The organism is Xenorhabdus bovienii SS-2004, from assembly GCF_000027225.1.
Lineage (GTDB): Bacteria > Pseudomonadota > Gammaproteobacteria > Enterobacterales > Enterobacteriaceae > Xenorhabdus > Xenorhabdus bovienii_C.
This window is the reverse complement of the sequence record NC_013892.1, coordinates 1295408-1314584: the sequence shown is the minus strand read 5'-3', so window position 1 is coordinate 1314584 and position 19177 is coordinate 1295408. Positions and strand designations below refer to the sequence as shown.

Annotated in this window: 17 protein-coding genes and 3 pseudogenes; 12 read left to right on the top strand and 8 right to left on the bottom strand. The window is 44.8% G+C overall.

Annotation, left to right across the window (positions count from 1 at the left end; translation table 11 throughout):
- Nucleotides 1-74: 74 nt before the first annotated feature.
- Together XBJ1_RS05790 and XBJ1_RS05785 are read right to left on the bottom strand one after the other, a co-directional pair.
- Nucleotides 75-590, bottom strand: coding sequence for a cupin domain-containing protein (locus XBJ1_RS05790; RefSeq protein ID WP_012987875.1), 516 nt, complete (start codon nucleotides 588-590; stop codon nucleotides 75-77).
- A 346-nt stretch (nucleotides 591-936) separates the two neighbouring features.
- Nucleotides 937-2043: pseudogene (locus XBJ1_RS05785) on the bottom strand (IS701 family transposase).
- A gap of 159 nt (nucleotides 2044-2202) precedes the next feature.
- Here XBJ1_RS05785 and XBJ1_RS05775 point away from each other — a divergent pair.
- The 3 genes from XBJ1_RS05775 (at nucleotide 2203) to XBJ1_RS05765 (ending at nucleotide 4345) form a co-directional block, all read left to right on the top strand.
- Nucleotides 2203-2907, top strand: a complete 705-nt coding sequence (locus XBJ1_RS05775) for a DUF2515 family protein (protein WP_232503306.1) — start codon at nucleotides 2203-2205, stop codon at nucleotides 2905-2907.
- A 71-nt stretch (nucleotides 2908-2978) separates the two neighbouring features.
- Nucleotides 2979-3614: a hypothetical protein gene (locus XBJ1_RS05770; protein WP_012987868.1), complete on the top strand. Its 636-nt coding sequence runs from the start codon at nucleotides 2979-2981 to the stop codon at nucleotides 3612-3614.
- A 296-nt stretch (nucleotides 3615-3910) separates the two neighbouring features.
- Complete coding sequence (locus tag XBJ1_RS05765; protein WP_012987866.1) at nucleotides 3911-4345, top strand: hypothetical protein; 435 nt, start codon at nucleotides 3911-3913, stop codon at nucleotides 4343-4345.
- Between the two features lie 351 nt (nucleotides 4346-4696).
- On the opposite strand, the gene XBJ1_RS05760 is transcribed toward XBJ1_RS05765, so the two are convergent.
- Complete coding sequence (locus XBJ1_RS05760; protein ID WP_012987297.1) at nucleotides 4697-5653, bottom strand: IS110 family transposase; 957 nt, start codon at nucleotides 5651-5653, stop codon at nucleotides 4697-4699.
- 245 nt (nucleotides 5654-5898) lie between these two features.
- Between XBJ1_RS05760 and XBJ1_RS05755 the strand changes: the two genes are divergently transcribed.
- Entirely contained in the window at nucleotides 5899-6903 is a 1005-nt protein-coding gene (locus XBJ1_RS05755) for an IS110 family transposase (protein ID WP_012987226.1), read from the top strand.
- A 25-nt stretch (nucleotides 6904-6928) separates the two neighbouring features.
- Here XBJ1_RS05755 and XBJ1_RS21870 read toward each other — a convergent pair whose 3' ends face one another.
- Both XBJ1_RS21870 and XBJ1_RS20625 read right to left on the bottom strand, forming a co-directional pair.
- The gene (locus XBJ1_RS21870) at nucleotides 6929-7135 is read right to left on the bottom strand and encodes a hypothetical protein (protein WP_162467458.1); all 207 of its coding nucleotides are present in this window, start codon (nucleotides 7133-7135) and stop codon (nucleotides 6929-6931) included.
- 38 nt (nucleotides 7136-7173) lie between these two features.
- Nucleotides 7174-7946: pseudogene (locus XBJ1_RS20625) on the bottom strand (IS5 family transposase); the annotation flags it as partial.
- 226 nt (nucleotides 7947-8172) lie between these two features.
- On the opposite strand from XBJ1_RS20625, the gene XBJ1_RS22805 reads away from it, so the two are divergent.
- From XBJ1_RS22805 to XBJ1_RS05710, 7 genes are all read left to right on the top strand, one after another.
- Nucleotides 8173-8370, top strand: a complete 198-nt coding sequence (locus XBJ1_RS22805) for a hypothetical protein (protein ID WP_012987862.1) — start codon at nucleotides 8173-8175, stop codon at nucleotides 8368-8370.
- Nucleotides 8371-8649: 279 nt separating this feature from the next.
- Nucleotides 8650-9285, top strand: a complete 636-nt coding sequence (locus XBJ1_RS05735; RefSeq protein WP_012987861.1) for a hypothetical protein — start codon at nucleotides 8650-8652, stop codon at nucleotides 9283-9285.
- Between the two features lie 152 nt (nucleotides 9286-9437).
- A complete protein-coding gene (locus XBJ1_RS05730) occupies nucleotides 9438-10058 on the top strand; it encodes a hypothetical protein (RefSeq protein ID WP_012987860.1) in 621 nt (206 codons plus the stop codon).
- A 75-nt stretch (nucleotides 10059-10133) separates the two neighbouring features.
- Nucleotides 10134-10433, top strand: coding sequence for a hypothetical protein (locus XBJ1_RS05725; protein ID WP_012987859.1), 300 nt, complete (start codon nucleotides 10134-10136; stop codon nucleotides 10431-10433).
- Nucleotides 10434-10478: 45 nt separating this feature from the next.
- Nucleotides 10479-11173 (top strand): IS1 family transposase gene (locus tag XBJ1_RS20620; protein ID WP_143827612.1). Its coding sequence is split into 2 segments (ribosomal slippage): nucleotides 10479-10734 and nucleotides 10734-11173, totalling 696 coding nucleotides; the frame shifts between segments, so codons are not numbered across the junction.
- 23 nt (nucleotides 11174-11196) lie between these two features.
- Complete coding sequence (locus XBJ1_RS05715) at nucleotides 11197-11547, top strand: hypothetical protein (RefSeq protein WP_012987858.1); 351 nt, start codon at nucleotides 11197-11199, stop codon at nucleotides 11545-11547.
- Between the two features lie 76 nt (nucleotides 11548-11623).
- The gene (locus XBJ1_RS05710; protein WP_012987857.1) at nucleotides 11624-12241 is read left to right on the top strand and encodes a hypothetical protein; all 618 of its coding nucleotides are present in this window, start codon (nucleotides 11624-11626) and stop codon (nucleotides 12239-12241) included.
- A gap of 490 nt (nucleotides 12242-12731) precedes the next feature.
- On the opposite strand, the gene XBJ1_RS05705 is transcribed toward XBJ1_RS05710, so the two are convergent.
- The 3 genes and pseudogenes from XBJ1_RS05705 to XBJ1_RS05695 form a co-directional block, all read right to left on the bottom strand.
- Nucleotides 12732-15509, bottom strand: coding sequence for a DUF927 domain-containing protein (locus tag XBJ1_RS05705; RefSeq protein ID WP_232503305.1), 2778 nt, complete (start codon nucleotides 15507-15509; stop codon nucleotides 12732-12734).
- A 105-nt stretch (nucleotides 15510-15614) separates the two neighbouring features.
- Complete coding sequence (locus tag XBJ1_RS05700) at nucleotides 15615-15821, bottom strand: helix-turn-helix transcriptional regulator (protein ID WP_012987855.1); 207 nt, start codon at nucleotides 15819-15821, stop codon at nucleotides 15615-15617.
- Nucleotides 15822-16106: 285 nt separating this feature from the next.
- A pseudogene (locus XBJ1_RS05695) lies at nucleotides 16107-17320 on the bottom strand (tyrosine-type recombinase/integrase).
- A 367-nt stretch (nucleotides 17321-17687) separates the two neighbouring features.
- On the opposite strand from XBJ1_RS05695, the gene XBJ1_RS05690 reads away from it, so the two are divergent.
- Nucleotides 17688-18905, top strand: coding sequence for a tyrosine-type recombinase/integrase (locus XBJ1_RS05690; protein WP_012987851.1), 1218 nt, complete (start codon nucleotides 17688-17690; stop codon nucleotides 18903-18905).
- The last annotated feature ends 272 nt before the right edge of the window (nucleotides 18906-19177 follow it).

Sequence of the window (19177 nt, the reverse complement as noted above, 5' to 3'; positions counted from 1 at the left end):
GCAGATCACAGAGTAAAAGACAGAATATTACCTGTCCTCACCTTATGTGACAGAACCACTCTCTCACCTTAATTTCAAGTGGTTGTCTTTTTTTCCGGTAATGGCAAAGGAATATTTTCTATGCCGTATCGTCCTGCAATTTCTGGACAGGTTACTGTTTGACCTATGTTTTCCACAAATGTTGTATTCAAATCAATAGGAGCATCAATTGCCTTACCACCTTCAAAAAACATTTGTTCCATTCCTGGAGGTGAAAGAATAATGAGCATTCGTGTATTTTTATCTGTTTCATTACGAAAACCGCGGATTTGCCCAACAGAAAAATTTAAAAAAGCGCCTTGCTTTCCATACATTGTTTCAGTCTGCGTATAAAAAACCATTTCACCTTCTAGTATGAAGAAAGCTTCTTCCTCTAATTTATGGAAATGAAATGGAGCACCTTTCCCTGGTTCAACAATGATTTCAACCAGACTGTAACGACTGTTGGTTTCTACACCAGTAGCTATAACTCGATAAAAATTACCTTCTGATAACAGCCATTGTCCTTCTTTTGCGTTTTTGTGAGAAAATTTGAGCAGCTCGCTGTGCATTTTATTTCACCTATATTCAAGTAATTAATATAATCATTTATTACTTGAATGTATCAGATAATTGCATAATGTAAAACCCTGAAACAGGCGCTGTGTGGATGTATGTCACCGAGGCAGGCTGCTGGACGCATGCCCGCCGCAAGTTTTTTAAACTCTACTCCGGCTCCAGAAGATCTAGCCAGCTCCGGACTAGTACTATAGCCGTAACCTCTTTGTAATCATCAGCTTATCCTGGCTCCGATAATGACATTGTTGTGCGGAGTATTGATGTCGCCGCCGCCAGTCTGACCAATGTAAAATCTGCTCGACGGTGTTTCCCGTTTTTTCCATCAATCTTGACAGCAGCTTACGCAGTTCCGCCATACTGAGGGCTACCAGCCCCGTCGGCGTTTTTTTTCTCCTGTATTCGCAAAACTGCCAGCACTGCATGGGCCAGAAGCGATAAGGTGATGTGCCGATACCAACTGTGCCATTGCCGCACTTCGTAATGATCCAGACCGCATTCTCCCTTCGTTTCCTCAAAACCCCATTCAATTTCCCAGCGGCAACCTGCCACCTGAGCCAGGGTTTTCAGAGCCGCCTGGTCTCTGCGCGCATACACGATATAGTAAGCCCGTGCCTGTTTTTCATCCCGGCTGCGACGAACCCGCAGATAATGGCCATATTCCCGTTCTTTCTCACTGAGTTGTAAACGCCAGAGCGGTACCCGAACCCAGTCATACTGACGTTCGCCTTTCGCTCCCCACCCCGCCGAATGGGTTTCCCATCGCTGAGGTGTCAGATTGTCTACCATCTTGTCCGCTCTGACAAAAGTTGGCCCTTGCCACCACAACGGTTCATTTTTGGGGATCGCCAGCACAAACGGTTGATATCGGGATTCCAGCCAGCAGCGCAGGCGGCGATCCTGACCATAAACGGCATCTGCCGGGCGAGTTGGGGTTTAGTGGCAAAGGGGACGGCGTCAGGAATGCCGGCAGCTTCACAGCGGGGCCGGTCATCCGTCCATTGTCTGGGCAGGTATAACGCCCGGTCAATAAAGGCATGACCGCCCTGACCGGCATAACAGAGAAAGACGCCTGTTTGACTGTTTTCGACGCGACCGGCGGTGCCACTGTATTGACGTTGCACACCGGCAGAATGCGTGCCTTTTTTGATAAAGCCGGTTTCATCCACAATGAGCACCCCGTGTTCATCCCCCAAATGCTCTGTGACATAGTCGCGCAAAATATCGCGGGCGATATCAACATCCCAGTGGGCGCGCTCCAGCAGATGCTGAACCCCGTTCGCCTATCCATTCCGCCAGTTGCCAGCCATTTTTACGCTCAACGTCACTGAGCAGTCCCCGGAGATAAGCGAGGCTGCGTTGCTGTGGGCCGGGATGGTGAAACAACGGAGCCAGACGGGTATGGAGTGAGAGCAGTTCCTGTTCCCAAGCGTGAGTCGGTAAGTGCATTGAACACCTCCCCGTATTTCAGGAAAAAATGTCAGGCGTTATCATGCCACAATGGGGCGTACGGCTGTAGTACTAGATGCTGTCGTCATGATATGCATAAACAGATACAAGCTAATAATGATGCCAACCGACGCGTGCGCAAGTGAGCTAGAAAACACAATGGATAATCCATTTTACTTTCTTCATCCAAAGCTGAAGGCACAAGCAGAAAATAAAGTTGAGAATTTTGCTCAAGCTGTGGAAGAAGCAAGGCAAGCCAGTAAAAACAATAGATTATCAATATCTTCCTATGTACCCGGCCTTCAGGGAATATCAAGTTTGTCACAGTATTCATTCAACTATGTGTATGAAAAGATGGCACTGGGAAATACGACGCTATTTTTGGATGTATACCAGCTTCATGCTTTCTACAAGCAACGTGGATTGGAAGACCTCAAAACTTGCCTAAATTTACGCCAAGATATCTACGGTAATAGCCAATTTCCAATATTGTGGCCAATAGGACAAAATAATTTGAAGTTTGGCCTTCCCTATGACGATATTCTACTCGCTTTTGAGGCGATAGAAGCAGGAAATATTGCTCAAGGTGTTGTACATCTCGCCTATCACGAGCAAATCAATATATTGCAAACCACAATGTACAGTGACGAGCAATTAATAGTGTTCTTGTGGGGTAACCAATTCTCCTATGTCACAGGCTTTTTACCTGATAATGTGGCACAACCTGTTGAGTTAACGTTGGCTAGTCAATGCCAATTCATTGATAATAAAAGAACTATAAAATTTAGCGATGAGGTAGCTAATCTCGCCGATGTAGATCAGCGTATGCCTTTCGTACTTAAGGCAGCAGATCGTTTTGATTAACTTCTACGCGGTAGTAAACGATCTGTGATCGATGAGTCTCTACAAGATATTGCCTCATGGGGAGGTGTAAAATGAGTCTCTTACAGCGTATAGATTGGCGACACGGTAGTCTAATCTTAGTGTTGTTTGTCATTCTAGGATCGGCTGGTATCTATCTCTATCATTTCTTCTACTCCAGTGAACCTGAGATAGCCTTGGTGATTGGTGAACCTTACGAGGCTATGCGACAACGCTCTAGTGCCGCTATTGATCCCGACCTTTCTGGCAAAATTTGGTACAATATCCCAAAAACGGATGCGCGTTTACGCTTTACTGACCCACAATATGGATTTGTTACACCAACCGCTCGGTTTTTTACTGTTTCATACAATAAAGGAATAGTTGAGAGTGTACGTATGTCTCCACAAATCGAGCCGTTACTTTACGATGATACAATTAAGATAGTGTTGAATTTACAAAACCAGTGGCGCAAATCGGGTTGGGTACTTACTCAAGCTAGGGGATTTCCTGCTTTAGCGGATACACCAGAATGGCATGATACTCTTCGCCGTAGGAAAAACGGTGCTGGAACGACCTATTGGCAAGCTGGAGATAAGTATCAAATCATGCTGAATTTAAGGCGTTTCAAAGATGATCGACATCCTAACGAAGAACGATATTTGATAACGTTGGCAATTGCCAAGCCGTGGGTAGATTTTAATCCTTAAATTTGTCTCTACAATTTAGAGAAAACCGCAGTAAATTCCTTGCCCTATGGGGGCAAGGGATATAAGGCAAATTTTGATGAGATGCTACATGATAGCAACCGAATGTAGAATGAGCTTGTTACAACGTATAGGTCAGTGGCGTAGTGGTCTAATCTTGGCGATATTAATCATTCTAGGTCTGGTCACCATTTATCTCTACCAAGTCTTTTATTCTCGTGAACCAGAGATAGCCTTGGTGATTGGCGAACCTTACGAGGCGATGCGGCAACGTTCCAGCGCTAAAATTAGCCCACCCTATGATAATAGCATCGGGTTCAGAATCCCAAAAACGGATGCACGCTTACGCTTTACCGATCCGAAATACGGATTTATTACCCCCCCTGCACGATTTTTTTACTGTTTCCTATAATAAAGGAATCATCGAGAACGTGCGCATGTCTCCACAAATCGAACCGTTACTCTATGACGATGCGATCAAGATTGTGCTGGATTTACAAGATCAGTGGCGCAAAACGGGGTGGGTGCTGACTAGAGAATACCAACCTTTAGTAAATACACCAGAATTGCATGATAGCCTTCGCCGAATGAAAGGCACTGGAATGACCTTTTGGCAAGCAGGCGATCTATATCAGGCTATGCTGAATATGGCGCGTTTCAAAGATGATCGGCATCCTAGCGAAGAACGATATTTGATTACATTGCAGATTGCCGAGCCGTGGGTAAAGCCATAACGTAATCTCAGGTAGGTGTGAGAATATTATCTTCTCACACCCACAATTCAGGATATTACTTCAGGATGAGATATAAAATGAGTCTGTTACAACGAATAGGCCAACGACGGAGTGGTTTAACCTTCGCTTTATTAATCATTCTGAGTTTAATCGCCGCTTATCTCTACCATGCCTTTTATTCCCGCGAACCCGCCGAAATAGCTTTGGTGATCGGTGAGCCTTATGAGGAAATGCGACAACGTTCTAGGTCGTGTCCCTTAATTATATAACCGCTTGTAAAAGAGTCGAATACAGCCTAATTTCACCATGGATAAATAGTTTCGGGCGGTTAATGAGCAACTGTCTTTCACTTTACACCGTGTGGAATGATTCGTCCCACGGTCTATTTGTTTTTATCATTGCATTGAGAATGACCAGTAATTTACGCATACACGCAACGATGGCGACTTTGTTTGGCTTGCCTGCTTCGGTCAATCTCTTGTAGAAAGCGCAGAGAACGGGGTTAAATCTAATTGCCGTTAACGTGGCCATATATAGCATTCGACGCACCATTGCTCTTCCTCCAAAGATTGTTCGTTTCCCCCGGAAAAATCCAGAATCTCGATTAAACGGTGCAACACCAATCAAGGCACTAATTTCCCGGCGTGTTAACTTACCCAACTCCGGTACATCAGCGATCAAAGTGGCTATTGTGGCAGGCCCAACGCCTTTTACTGTAGATAATAAATCGAGTTTGGAACGATGATAGGTTTTAATGTGTTTAGACAAGGCAGATTCAATGACCTTAAGCTGTTCCTGTATAAAGCTGATCATTAAAGTGATGCTTTCTCGAATGTCTGGATGGCAATTCCCCAACCTTTGGCGTTCTGAGATGGAAAGTACGACCAATTGGCGACGACGTGCGATCATGGCTTGCAAGACTCGTTGCTGAGCAGAGGGCAATATCCTGACTATTTTATCCCGGTCTGTTCGTTGAGATAAAACCAGGGCTAACTGTGCCAGCACCTGAGCATCTATTTTATCGGTTTTGGCTAAGTTACCCATTGCCTTAGCAAAGTCACGGGCTTGTCGGGGATTGACGATAGCAACAGCCAGCCCTATGGTCTGTAAAACACAAGCAACGGATACCTCATAACCCCCTGTTGCTTCTAATACAACTAAATCAATCTCATAGTTGGTCAGTGTAGCCGCTAGTTCATCATGACCTTCAGGGGTATTTGGATATGTCATTACGGTTCCCTGAGCACCAAGTGCAATTTCAAGTGAAGCTTTGGCAACATCAATACCGATACAAATCGTTTTAGTCATGGTTCTTCGGCTCCCATTCTTGCAAATACGAATTGTGTTTCAAGCAACTGTTCGGGTTTCTCGAAGAAAAGTCACAATCATGCGTCGAAAGCTCATTAACGGGCTTAATCCCTTGATGGTTATCTGACTGCATGATTGTTACCAATCTAACTTAACCATAATAAACCAGATTAAAGATACAAGATGGTCCCCACCACCCTGTGAGCGGTATGCTGGCAGGGTGTTTCTTTCAGGAGAAGACCATCATGCAAAACGTTACGCTTATTGGTATTGATCTCGGCAAACATTCTTTCCACGTTCACTGTCAGGACAAATCAGGAAAGGCCCTGCTGCGTAAAAAATTTACCCGCGCCAGACTGATGGAGTTTTTAGCGGGATCGCCATCAGCGACTGTTGTAATGGAAGCCTGCGCCGGTGCTCACTTTATGGCTCGCCGGATCGCTGCTTTTGGTCACGAAGCGAAGCTGATTTCTCCACAATTTGTTCGTCCTTTTGTAAAGAGCAACAAGAACGATTTTGTGGATGCTGAAGCCATATGCGAAGCTGCATCTCGTCCCTCCATGCGATTTGTGCAACCACGAACAGAGGCGCAACAAGCTATGCGCGCCCTGCATCGGGTCAGAGAATCACTGGTCAGAGACAGGGTTAAAACCACTAATCAGATGCACGCTTTTTTACTGGAATTTGGCATCAGTATGCCGATCGGAACCGCCGTGATAAAAAGACTTTCAACCGTCTTGGCAGAGAACGAACTTCCTCCCTATCTGGCACAGTTGCTGATGCGCTTACATGCCCATTATCTTTATCTTGTCGAACAGCTCACCGAGCTTGAGACGGCACTGGAGCAGGAGCTGAGACGTGATGAAACAGGACAGCGTCTTCAGACAATACCGGGCGTGGGTCCGATAACTGCCAGCGTCTTATCATCGCAGCTGGGCGATGGTAAGCAGTATGGCTGTAGCCGGGATTTTGCTGCTTCAACCGGTCTGGTACCACGCCAGTACAGCACGGGTGGCAAAAATACGCTTTTAGGGATAAGTAAACGCGGAGACAAAAATCTGCGACGGTTACTTGTCCAGTGCGCCAGAGTCTTTATCCAGAGAATCGATTATCAGTCAGGAAGGCTGGCTGAATGGGTAAAGGCTCAGCTTGAGCGAAAACACTCAAATGTTGTGGCCTGTGCGCTGGCCAACAAATTAGCCCGGATAGCCTGGGCAATCACAACACGGCAAACTGTGTTCGAAAGGTAACGACGACGCCAGTCTGACTGGCAGGTTAATCGTTAATTAAAGCAGTTCCCAATCTGGTTTTGCGAAGACTGATTATTGATGACATGAACGGCTTATCGACCTGATGGAATCCTGACATAAAAAATGGCTCTCTGAAGCCGTGCGGTTTTTTAGGCTTATCAGGTGCGGAACTCATCGAGGCGCGGGCATCCCTGCCCATAGTGACGCCGGATAGATTTAAGCAAGCCAACATCAATCAAAAATCAGTGTTGCAAAAAAGGTGGGGACCATAGATTTTTCATAGCGGGTTGCAATACGCCGATTTCCTTTCAGAAAACCGAAACAGCGTTCGACCACATTCCGGTCACGATAAGCCTGCTTATCAAATTGCGTGCGACCATCAGTACTACCTTTTTCATTGATTTTATAAGGAATAATGCTCTTTATCCTCAATTTTCGCAGATAACCACGGAGTTTTCCGCCCGAATAGCCTTTATCTGCCAGTACCGCTTTACCGCGCCGTTTCATGAAACCATTTTTGCGTTGGACGCCAATGCCATCGAGCAACGGAATGGCGGATTGACTTTCATGAGCTTGCCCAGCGGTCACTATCAGGTTGAGGGGAAATCCCTTTCGGTCGGTTGCCAGGTGGATTTTGGTGCCATAACCACCGCGTGAGCGACCCAGCGCATGATCGTCAGCGATATCGGGATGTTTTTTTTCGCGCCTGCGGCATCTTTACTCGCGCGAATATTGCTGCCATCCAGGCAAATTTCAGCCCAGTCAATCAACCCTTTTTCATCCAGAATGGACAGTAAACGATTAAATATCTTGTTGATAATGCCTGATTTTGACCAACGATTAAATCGGTTATAGACCGTTTTCCAAGGCCCATAGCGTTCCGGTAAGTCGCGCCACGGTGCCCCTGAACATAGCACCCAGAACATCCCATTCATCACACGGCGGTGTTCAACATAGGGACGTCCTGCCCGTTCTGAATGAACCAGGGGCAAACAAGATTCTATCAATATCCATGCTTCATCAGGAATGTCGTAGCGTGCCATCATCTTTTCCTATATTGAAAACCGTTTAGATGATAATACTACCGATTTACATTAAGGGACACGGCCTAGTGCTGTTATTGATCCTCATATTCCTGGCCACGCTTGGTATAACACTCCAAAAACGGATGCACGTTTGCGTTTTACTGATCCCAAATATGGGTTTGTGACCCCTCCAGCCCGATTTTTTACTGTTATGTTTGATGATGGAATAATCAATAGCGTACGCATGTCACCACAAATCGAGCCATTACTTTACGATGATGCGATCAAAATTGTGTTGGATTTACAAGATCAGTGGCACAAAGCGGGTTGGGTACTTACCAAAGCTCAAGAACGCCCAGCTTTAGCCAACACTCCAGAATTGCGTGCTCAACTGCGTAGTATGAAAGGGGGGGGCTGGAACAACTTTTTGGCAAGTAGGTGAACAGTATCAGATAATGTTAAATATAGCGCTTTTCCAAGATGATGATCATCCTGATGAAGAGCGCTATTTGATCACATTGCAGATTGCCGAGCCGTGGATAAAGAATTATTCAGACTGACACAGACGCGTTGCGCTTGTCTTCTCCGTATTACAGGACTAATACATTAATCCGATAATACGGAGAGCGGCACAACATTTTAATGAGTTATCATACAGTGATAGTAAACGGAATTCGGTCGAAAAATCGATACGAGCAATTGCTTCAGGTGGAGGTGTAAATTGAATCTATTACGACGCTTAGGCCTACGACGTGGTAGTTTAATCATACTACTATCCATTGTTTTTGGTCTGACGATTATCTACCTCTATCATGCCTTTTATTCACGTGACCCGGAGATAGCTCTGGTGATTGGCGAACCTTACGAGGCGATGCGGCAACGCTCCAGTGCTAAAATTAGCCCACCCTATGATAATAGCATCGGATTCAGAATCCCAAAAACGGATGCACGCTTGCGCTTTACCGATCCGAAATACGGATTTATTACCCCCCCTGCACGATTTTTTACTGTTTCCTATAATAAAGGAATCATCGAGAACGTGCGCATGTCCCCACAAATCGAACCACTACTCTATGACGATGCAATTAAAATTGTGCTAGATTTACAAGATCAGTGGCGTAAAGCGGGTTGGACTCTGACTCTAGCTAGGGAGTCCCCAGCCTTGGCTAACACACCAGAATTACGTGCCAAACTTCGTAGTTTAATAGGCTCTGAAGTGACTTATTGGCAAGCAGGTGAACAATATCAGATCATGTTGATTATGGCACGTTTTAAAGATGACCGACACCCTGACGAAGAACGATATTTAATCACGCTGGCGATTGCCGAGCCGTGGGTAAAGAATTATTCAGACTGACGCGCTTCGCTTGTCTTCTCCGATTGACCGGGCTAATACATTACCCCGGTCAATCGGAGCGCTGCGCAACGTTTTGATGAATTGCTACATAACAATAAACGGAGTGTGATCGAAAAAACGATACAAGCTATTGCTTCAGGACGAGGTGTAGAATGAATCTATTACAACGCATAGATATACGACGTGGTAGTCTAATCATAGTATTACCCATTGTTCTTGGTCTGACTATCATCTATCTCTATAATGCTTTTTATTCCCGTTTCCCAGAGATAGCTTTAGTGATCGGTGAGCCTTACGATGAGATGCGACAACGATCTAGTGCCGCTATTGATCCTCATATTCCAGGCCATGCTTGGTACAACATCCCAAAAACAGATGCACGTTTACGTTTTGCTGACCCAAAATATGGATTTGTGACTCCTCCAGCCCGATTTTTTACTGTTATGTTTGATGATGGAATAATCAATAGCGTACGCATGTCTCCACAAATCGAACCGTTACTTTATGACGATGCGATCAAGATTGTATTGGATTTACAAGATCAATGGCGCAAAACGGGTTGGATGCTTACTAAAGGATACCAACCCTTGGCTAATACATCAGAATTACGTGCCCAACTTCGTAGCCTAAGAGGCTTTGAAGCGACTTATTGGCAAGTCGGTGATCAGTACCAAATCAAACTGGACATAGGGCGTTTTAAAGATGACAGACATCCTAATGAAGAGCGATATTTGATCACGCTGGCGATAGCCAAGCCATGGGCAAATCAATAACGCAAACTCAACGGTGTGTGAGAATATTATCTTCTCACACCTCTTTCAGGCTATTGCTTAAGGACGAGATATAAAATGGGTTTGTTACAACGAATAGGCCAACGACGCAGTGGTTTAACCTTCGCTTTATTAATTGTTCTAAGTCTGACAGGCGTCTATCTCTACCATTCCTTTAATTCCCGTGAACCCGCCGAAATAGCCTTGGTGATTGGCGAACCTTATGAGGCGATGCGGCAGCGCTCCAGTGCTAAAATTAGCCCACCCTATGATAATAGCATCGGGTTCAGAATCCCAAAAACGGATGCACGCTTACGCTTTATCGATCCGAAATACGGATTTATTACCCCCCCTGCACGATTTTTGGTCATGTATTAAATGGTTAGTTGCTGTGATATGCTTCCGGCTTTTTAAGGATGAAGTATGGCCAAAGTTGATGTCTATTGCCGTTATTGCCACAAATCAGAACAGGTCAAAGGACATGGGAAAGGAAATGGCGGACATCCTCGTTATCGCTGTTATAGCTGCTGTAAGGTCTTTCAGTTGGCGTATACCTATCAGGCCTGCAAACCCGGCGTTAAAGAACAGATTGTCGATATCGCGATGAATAACGGGGGAATTCGTGACACCGCTCGGATCCTGAAAGTCGCCACCGCCACCGTCATGAAAACATTAAAAACCTCAGACCCCGAAACGTAACGACACTTCCCCTTGCGGAATGTGGCATCCAGATTGTCTGTGAAATCGACGAGCAATGGTCGTTTGTCGGCAATAAGAAAAACCAACGCTGGCTTTGGTATGCTTGGGAACCCCGCCTGAAGCGAATAGTGGCTCATGTTTTTGGCGATCGCAGTCGAAAAACGTTAGACAAGCTGCTTACCCTCTTATCTTCCTTTACTATTCGGTTTTACTGCACGGATGACTATGTTGTTTATGACCCACTTCCCGAGGAAGAGCACTTGACTGGAAAGGCGTTTACTCAGCGTATAGAGAGAACGAATTTAACGCATCGTACCCGAATCAAAAGGCTGAATAGAAAAACCATTGGGTATTCAAAATCGGAAGAAATGCACGATAAAGTGATAGGAACCTTTATTGAACGTGAACATTATTTTTAATACCTAATCTAATCATTTAATACATGACCCGATTTTTTACTGTTTCCTATAATAAAGGAATCATCGAGAACGTGCGCATGTCCCCACAAATCGAACCACTACTCTATGACGATGCGATCAAGATTGTACTGGATTTACAAGATCAGTGGCGTAAAACGGGGTGGGTGCTGACCAGGGAATACCAACCTTTAGTAAATACACCAGAATTGCATGATAGCCTTCGCCGTATGAAAGGTACTGGAATGACCTTTTGGCAAGCAGGCGATCTATATCAGGCTATGCTGAATATGGCGCGTTTCAAAGATGATCGGCATCCTAGCGAAGAACGATATTTGATTACATTGCAGATTGCCGAGCCGTGGGTAAAGCCATAACGTAATCTCAGATAGGTGTGAGAATATTATCTTTCACACCCACTATTCAGGATATTGCTTCAGGACGAGGTATAAAATGAGTCTTTTACAACGCATAGGTCGGCGACGTTCTGGATTAATCTTCGCATTATTAATCGTTCTTGGTCTGGCTAGCGTTTATCTTTACCATTCCTTTTCCGATAAACCAGAGATAGCGCTGGTGATTGGTGAACCCTACGAGGCAATGTGGCAGCGATCCAGTGCAGATATTGCTCCCAAATACCCTAATAACATCGGGTTCAACACACCTAAAACTGATGCGCGTTTACGTTTTACTGATCCGAAATATGGGTTTGTTACCCCTCCCGCACGATTTTTTGTTGTGCGGTATACTGATGGAATAATCAACAGTGTACGTATGTCGCCACAAATTGAGCCGTTACTCTACAACGATGCGATCAAGATTGTATTAGATTTACAAGATCAGTGGCGCAAAACGGGCTGGAAGCTCACTAAAGGATACCATTCCTTGGTTAATACACCAGAATTGCATGACAGTCTTCGTAAGATGAAAGGAACCGGAATGACCTTCTGGCAAGCAGGTGACAAGTATCAGATCATGCTGAATATAGCGCGTTTCAAAGATGATCGGCATCCTGATGAAGAGCGATATTTGATCACTTTAGCAATAGCCACACCGTGGGTAAATCAGTAAAGTAAACTCAGATGGGTGTGAGAACATTATTTCTCACACTCGCTATTTAGAACGATACTGACGCGCTGCACTTGTCTTCTCCGAGTTACCGGGCTAATGAATTCACCCGGTAACTCGGAGAATCGAAGAAACATAATCGTTACGATTGGTTATCTCTATACCACTACACATATTTTCACGGGATAACGGGGTGAATAGCATATTTATTATATATTTCATTTAGTTACTCTATCCCATATTATCCCAGCATATCCCGTAATAGTGTGTCACTACTTTAAATTCAAGATATTAATACCTACCAGAGAGAAATTTTTTTTCGGGATAACCTCCATTGTTATAATATTTATTTTTGTAATAACACTACGTTACGGGATATACTGGGATAACACGGGATAATTAAAATATTTATAACTTATTGATATAGTTTAAAATAAATCTCTCTTATCCCAATATCCCGTTATCCCAACGTTTTTTTAACCCTAAGTGAGAGTCAATCTTCATCCCTGAAAATCAGCACCACAAATCGCCCCTGAGTGCCGTTTACTGAAATGGTTTTGCTGATAAAGCGATCTTTTTCCGCTTTAACCAGCATTCCGGCTTCTTCTAAGGCCTCAAAACCGGATTTCTTCTGTAATCCCTGCAATATCTCTGCTTCAAATACACTGGGAATAATGTGGTATTCCGTTTGCCCATCATTACGACGGTTATGCACCAGATACCCGGCAAGATCGCTAATTCTCATGGAGTGTGATGTATCAATATCACCATTTGGCCTGCCGTAGGTATAAGGTTGGAAGCGTGAAAGCCCGTATTTTTGGATAAAGTCACGAGTACGGGTGATAACCTGATATTTTTCCCGATTTCCGATGCCAAAATCAGCTAACCAATCATCGAAACTTTGCTTTATCGCCGCATGACTCGCTTCTTTACTCCAGCCGGTAATATGGATTGCCAGCTCTCCGGCAGCATCCAGTAACGCGAAACGAACAGCAACGCGCTTGACTTGGGCTGAGGCTTCTTCTGGCAGGCCATCAAGCCACTCTTTTTCTTTACGGGCGGTTACTTCGATTACCTGCTCCTGATTTACAGACAACCATTGAACCCATGCCCGACCCGCTGCACCACAATAGCGTTTGGATTCACGTTTGATGGCTCTTGCATGAGAATCACCATCCTCATAGCCATTGAAACATTCCGTATCAATAAAGGGCACACTGAGCAACCTGACAAGCTGCCCGGCTTTTGGGGTGATCCCACCTTTTATCAGGAACGTTTCTAAATCTTCCTCGCCTGTTGAAAGGGCGGCAATTTTCCAGCGGATCACCGCGCGGTTCCCGCCTTCCCGTTTTCCCTGAATCTTACCGACACCGTTGAACAGGCTGTAGGCACTGTTTGCGACTTCCTTCGGATTCGAACTTTGCCCTATTTCATCAATGGGCATGAAACCATCATTACGGGCAGCGGCTTCATTATTTAAACCGTGGTTAGTACCGTGCCACGATAATTTAAGTTCTTCGGGATCACCGTATAAGCTGCTGGCAGCCTCAACGGTGGTGGTTTTCCCTGCGGAGGATTGGGCGAATGAATGCACACCAAAGCAGCTACCACCTGTCAGTGAGTTAAGTGGTGCAGACAATCCCACCAGTACGCCCAGCATCATTGACCGGTTGCCTTTCAGTAATGACGCAACGTGCATTTTCCACTCTTCGGCTGTTCCTCTGACCACATAACCGGCAATTGCGGATGTACCGCCACTGAATGCCACGGGCATATAGGGTTGGCCGATGATTTCACCGTCCGGCATCACATACGCTCCGCAGTGCCAGCCCGCTTTCTGCGTCACAATCCATTCACGGCGATCACCGCTGCGTTGCAGATGTTCAGCTAAAATAGGCAACAAACTGTTTTTTACGGTGATATTCATTCCCCGCGAGCGCAATCTTGCCCAGCCAACCGGCATCCCGATTTCACGGCGGGGAAATGCCTCAACAATATATTTTCCCGAACCTTCCTGGCGTAGCTTGATAATGAGATAGCCTTCGCTGCCATCATTGCCAATGCCGACTATCTCCATGTAATCACTCAACCATTTTTCAACTTCGACGATTTCGCCACCTTGCTCTTTAGGTTCAACCCAGTAAATTCCGTTCTTGCGAATATCGATATGGGGTTTTAGCGGATCGTATTCTTTCTCTCGGTATTCATCTGAATTAGCGGTCACAGATTTTGACACCGCTACGTTCTCTACCACCTGATACAACCCATTACTGAATGTCTGTTTTGCTGACTCAATGCCATGCTGCTGACGATAATCATCCCAGTCAGCTTTGTATTCCGTGGAGGGCAACGTAACCCAACCATTAACCGCAAGAGCAACTTTTTCTGCTGAAATCTTGCCGATATTTACCTTTGGGTTGCCGTTTTTATCCAGTTCGTCGGGATGATGCCAGTCGTTATCTGCTGCAATAATAATTTTTGTCTCTGGCCAGCGTTCCCTGACTGATTGAGCAACGGAGAGCAGATTGCCTGCGTCCAGTGCTGCCAGAACAGCGCCGTTACAGAGTTGGTTAACCGTGAGTGCCGTGGCGTAACCTTCGGTAATGATGGCTGTGTCGGGGTGTTCTTCCAGCGCTGACAGAGCGATAAACGCACCTTTCTTCTGGCTGCCAGTGAGTAATTTTTTCTCACCATCCGGTTTGATGATCTGCGCACCTGTTACTTTTTTGTCCAGTGTTGCGAGCCGCAACACTGCTGAATTATCGGGCAACAACCTCTGATTAGGGCAATGCAGCCCTTTGGCGGCCAGATAGGGAGATTGTCCGGCAACAGTTTGCGCCATCAGAGCTGCCACTCTGTCGGCAATCGGCTGTGTTGTTTGAATGATTTTTCTGGCTGGTTTAGGTTCGGGCAAAGGTAATGCCAGTACATCCGCAACGATTTTCGCCGCCTCAGTAATAGAAATTCCTTTGGTTTTTGCTACCAAATCCAGCCCATCGCCATAGTTCGGAATGTCACACTGGCGGCAATGCCAGTTGCCGTAATGGTGATCATCAATAAAATGAAAACGGTCGGTGCCACCGCAGATCGGGCAAGCGCCATGTTTACCCTTGGCCGGAATATCAATGCCACATGCAGGCAGCAGATTTTCCCAATGATACATGGCGGACTTTTTCACGGTCTGAATCAGATCGAGCGCTTTTTGACGAGCGGTCTTATCTGAAAGTGTAAATTTAGGGTGAGTTTGGGTATGCTGTATATCAGCCATCATCGTTACTCCATATAACGGTTGTTGGTCAGACGCCTCAGATGTGTACCAGCACACTGGGGCGTTGTTTTTTTATATTCTGTTTATTATGTTATGTTCTTTTCTGTGCTATGCCGCTCGTGATCCTGCGATCCGCTGCGCAATCCAGTTATCAATCTCTGATTCAATAAACGCGATGGAACGGGAGCCGAGTTTGATTTGTTTCGGGAATTCTCCATCACTAATCAGTTTGTAGATCCACGCCTTGCTATAACCCGTTCTGCGCTGAACTTCGGGCAAACGAATAAGATTTTCTTTCGGTGCTGTCATTGTCATATTATTTATCTCCTGTTACCGAGTCCTTGAGCGCTCATCGTGGACGTTGTTTGATGACAGGCGGATTATTTAAAAAGCAAGATTAAATGAACAGCGTTAATTGTTTACTCCATTTGTGAAATTTATCGGTTTACAGGGAGTATCAGCTCCCGAATTGTATTCTGTATGAAAATTAGTCACCGCTGGAGCCTCCAACACAGAATAAAAAATCACCACACATCTTAAATTGTATGAAAAACAGGCTATTGTGCCCCGGGCACAGGTGTGTGAAAAATCACCGCATCTTTACGCCCTTTTGCCAAATTTTCCGATCAAGACATTTTCACCGCGTTCCAGCATCTCCATATGGTCTGCATACCATTGCAGCATTTCCCTTCGCCCCTCCAGATATTGGGCGTGATTGTAAGTTCCCCGGATGCTGTTCTTATCCACATGGGCAAGCTGGGTTTCAATCCAAGCCGTGTTATAGCCTTGTTCATGCAGGATAGTACTCATGGTATGGCGGAAGCCGTGGCCGGTTGCTCTGCCATCATAACCAATGCGTTTAATCACCTGATTAATGGCGGCCTCGCTCATCGGTTTACCCGCATCATTACGTCCTGGGAAAACTATTTCCCACGCCCTGTAATAGAGTGCAGTTTGATAAGAATGGCTTTAACCTGATTGGATAGCGGAACGATGTGAGGACGGCGCATTTTCATTCGCTCAGCAGGTATCTGCCAGATATCCTTATCGAAATCGAATTCAGTCCATTCTGATTCTCTCAATTCGATGGTACGCACACCAGTAAGCATCAGTAAACGTGTCGCGGATTGGGTCACTTCGCTTCCGCTATAACCCGCCAAGGCGACGAGGAATGCATTCATTTGATCAGCTAAAAGGTGTGAGAAGTGTTTTTGCTTCGGTGCTTTAAGTGCGCTGGCAAGATCAGTAACGGGATTGAACTCAGCTCTCCCTGTAATCACGGCATAGGTGAAAATTTGCCGACAGGCCTGTCTGGTTTTTTTCAATTTATCCAAAACACCGCGTTGCTCCATTTTTCGGAGCACAGCCAACATTTCGGCGGGTTTAATCTCGGTAACGGCACGTTTACCAATATACGGGAAGATATCTTTTTTCAGATATTCCAAAATGTCTTCGGCATACCCTTTTGACCAGTTGGGGCGTTTATGTTCGTGCCACTCAATGGCGATGGATTCAAAACTATTGCTGACCGCAAACGCTTTGGCTGCTTTTTCAGCTTTCTTTTCTTCTATCGGATCATTGCCATCCGATAGCGTCCGCCGGGCTTCGTTTCTCTTGGTTCTTGCGTCTGAGAGGGAGATATCAGGATATACCCCTAATGCGAGTAATTTTTCTTTGCCTGCGATCCGGTACTTCAACCGCCAATAGCGAGCGCCATTAGGGTTAACCAATAAGTATAGTCCGCCACCATCTGCAAGTTTATAGGGTTTTTCTTTCGGCTTTGCAGTGTCCACCTGCCGGGCTGTTAACTTCATTTGGGGGTATCTCACTTCGTTGAACCTGAACGTACCCCTAAATATACCCCCATAAGATCGTGGATTTCAACCTACCTGACTGGACTACAGAAGAACGGAAAAAGGCTAATACTGCGTATTTATTGGGGTTTTATGGACTTTGGAAGACGTTGAGATATGAATGGATGGTACGCCCTACAGGATTCGAACCTGTGACCTACGGCTTAGAAGGGCAAAAACCTTTGATTTCACTCTATTTCTTACAATTTCACTTGGTTTCATCATTTTGATTTAAAACGGATTTTATAGCTTGAACAGTTTCATGTAGTTGCATATCATTTCATCATAACTTGACCCGCTACTTGACCTGTTATGAAGGATATATCTAATGGCTAGTACCTTATTGACTGACAGTAAAATCCGAGGTTTGAAACCCAAAAACTCAGCTTATTATACATGGCAAGCAGCAGCAACACGAGGAACCGGGAGGTTAGGAGTTAAAACATATCCATCGGGAAGAAAGGTCTTTGTCTATCGTTATTTTAAGAATGGAAAAGAAAAGTTCATAAACCTGGGTGATTTCCCTGCTCTTTCTTTGGCAGAGGCATTATCCAAATCACGAGATGCCGCCGCCAATGTTTCAGCGCCAGAAAAAGCCATCATAAATCACGCCACAATTGAACAGCTATTCAGCGACTATATTGCCGACCAGAAACGCCGTGGCAAGAGATCTTATGATAAAACCCAGTACAGGCTAAATCAGGTATTAGATAGCCAGCACATTGATAGAAATACGCCAGCAAAAGATATTACCCCAGACCACATTAAAAGGGTATTAGCTGAATTTATCTCACGCGGTGCTGTTGCTGGCTCAAATAAGGTTCGTGCCAATCTTCATGCTGTATTTAACTTTGGTCTGTTCGCTGACAATGATCCTGCCAAACTGAACGAGAAAGTTATTTATGGCCTTGACCGAAATCCTGTCACCGTCGTTCCACGCCAAGAAGGAGCAGATAAAGCCCTGGATAGATTTTTATCTTGGGATGAAATGAAAGAGATTCTAAAATTGTTTCGTATTTCGTCGACAGTATTCCCAATCCATCCTGATTATGGTCGGTTAATATTGCTTTGCATTTTCACAGCTGGACAACGCCCTTGGGAAATAATGACCAATACAAAAGATAACTGGGATAAAAATAATAACACGCTGACAGTGCCTCTTCATATTTCAAAAAACGGTGATTACCACGTCATTCCCTTGTGCGAGTCTGCAACTGAAATATTAGAATGCCAAGCCAAACAATATCCAGATTCAGAGTTCTTGTTTCCCGGAGACACTAAAGAAGGTCATTTACTCACTGCTGAATATGCCAAGCAGATCCGCAAATTTTGTGCTCGCTATGATTTTGAAAAATTTACACCAAGGGATATCAGACGAACCTTTAAGACGCTTGCAGGAGAGATGGGGATCAGTTCTGAGATGAGAGACAGGTTACAGAACCATAAAAAACCCGGTGTCTCAACCAAACACTACGATCGCTACGACTATCTGAAAGAAAAACGGGAAATTATAGCGCAATGGGAAAGTAAATTACTATCACTATAGGGCAGAAAGCTGCCCTTTGCAATCCGGGCAGTTATCTAACAAAGTTGAGATTTGGATTGACTTAATCCTTATATTGCTAAATATGCCAAATATTAATTTGTCTGTTTCCATTTAGGATTTAGCTCATCGCAATATTTACTTTCATTTGAATTAATAGCTTATGTTTATATATTCAATGCAAATATATCATTGTTATTATTGTTTTTTTAAATAAAAAAGACAGAAAATAAAAATCTATGGTCCCCACCTTTTTTGCAACACTGATTTTTGAT

Excerpts from the sequence above, each read along its gene's own strand:
- XBJ1_RS05755 (WP_012987226.1), top strand. The coding sequence starts at position 5,899 with ATGCAAAACGTTACGCTTATTGGTATTGATCTCGGCAAACATTCTTTC.
- XBJ1_RS05715 (WP_012987858.1), top strand. The coding sequence starts at position 11,197 with ATGACCCGATTTTTTACTGTTTCCTATAATAAAGGAATCATCGAGAAC.
- XBJ1_RS05760 (WP_012987297.1), bottom strand. The coding sequence starts at position 5,653 with ATGACTAAAACGATTTGTATCGGTATTGATGTTGCCAAAGCTTCACTT.
- XBJ1_RS05770 (WP_012987868.1), top strand. The coding sequence starts at position 2,979 with ATGAGTCTCTTACAGCGTATAGATTGGCGACACGGTAGTCTAATCTTA.
- XBJ1_RS05765 (WP_012987866.1), top strand. The coding sequence starts at position 3,911 with ATGATAATAGCATCGGGTTCAGAATCCCAAAAACGGATGCACGCTTAC.
- XBJ1_RS21870 (WP_162467458.1), bottom strand. The coding sequence starts at position 7,135 with ATGTTGGCTTGCTTAAATCTATCCGGCGTCACTATGGGCAGGGATGCC.
- XBJ1_RS05710 (WP_012987857.1), top strand. The coding sequence starts at position 11,624 with ATGAGTCTTTTACAACGCATAGGTCGGCGACGTTCTGGATTAATCTTC.
- XBJ1_RS05700 (WP_012987855.1), bottom strand. The coding sequence starts at position 15,821 with ATGACAATGACAGCACCGAAAGAAAATCTTATTCGTTTGCCCGAAGTT.
- XBJ1_RS05705 (WP_232503305.1), bottom strand. The coding sequence starts at position 15,509 with ATGATGGCTGATATACAGCATACCCAAACTCACCCTAAATTTACACTT.
- XBJ1_RS05775 (WP_232503306.1), top strand. The coding sequence starts at position 2,203 with ATGGATAATCCATTTTACTTTCTTCATCCAAAGCTGAAGGCACAAGCA.
- XBJ1_RS05725 (WP_012987859.1), top strand. The coding sequence starts at position 10,134 with ATGGGTTTGTTACAACGAATAGGCCAACGACGCAGTGGTTTAACCTTC.
- XBJ1_RS22805 (WP_012987862.1), top strand. The coding sequence starts at position 8,173 with ATGTCACCACAAATCGAGCCATTACTTTACGATGATGCGATCAAAATT.
- XBJ1_RS05730 (WP_012987860.1), top strand. The coding sequence starts at position 9,438 with ATGAATCTATTACAACGCATAGATATACGACGTGGTAGTCTAATCATA.
- XBJ1_RS05690 (WP_012987851.1), top strand. The coding sequence starts at position 17,688 with ATGGCTAGTACCTTATTGACTGACAGTAAAATCCGAGGTTTGAAACCC.
- XBJ1_RS05790 (WP_012987875.1), bottom strand. The coding sequence starts at position 590 with ATGCACAGCGAGCTGCTCAAATTTTCTCACAAAAACGCAAAAGAAGGA.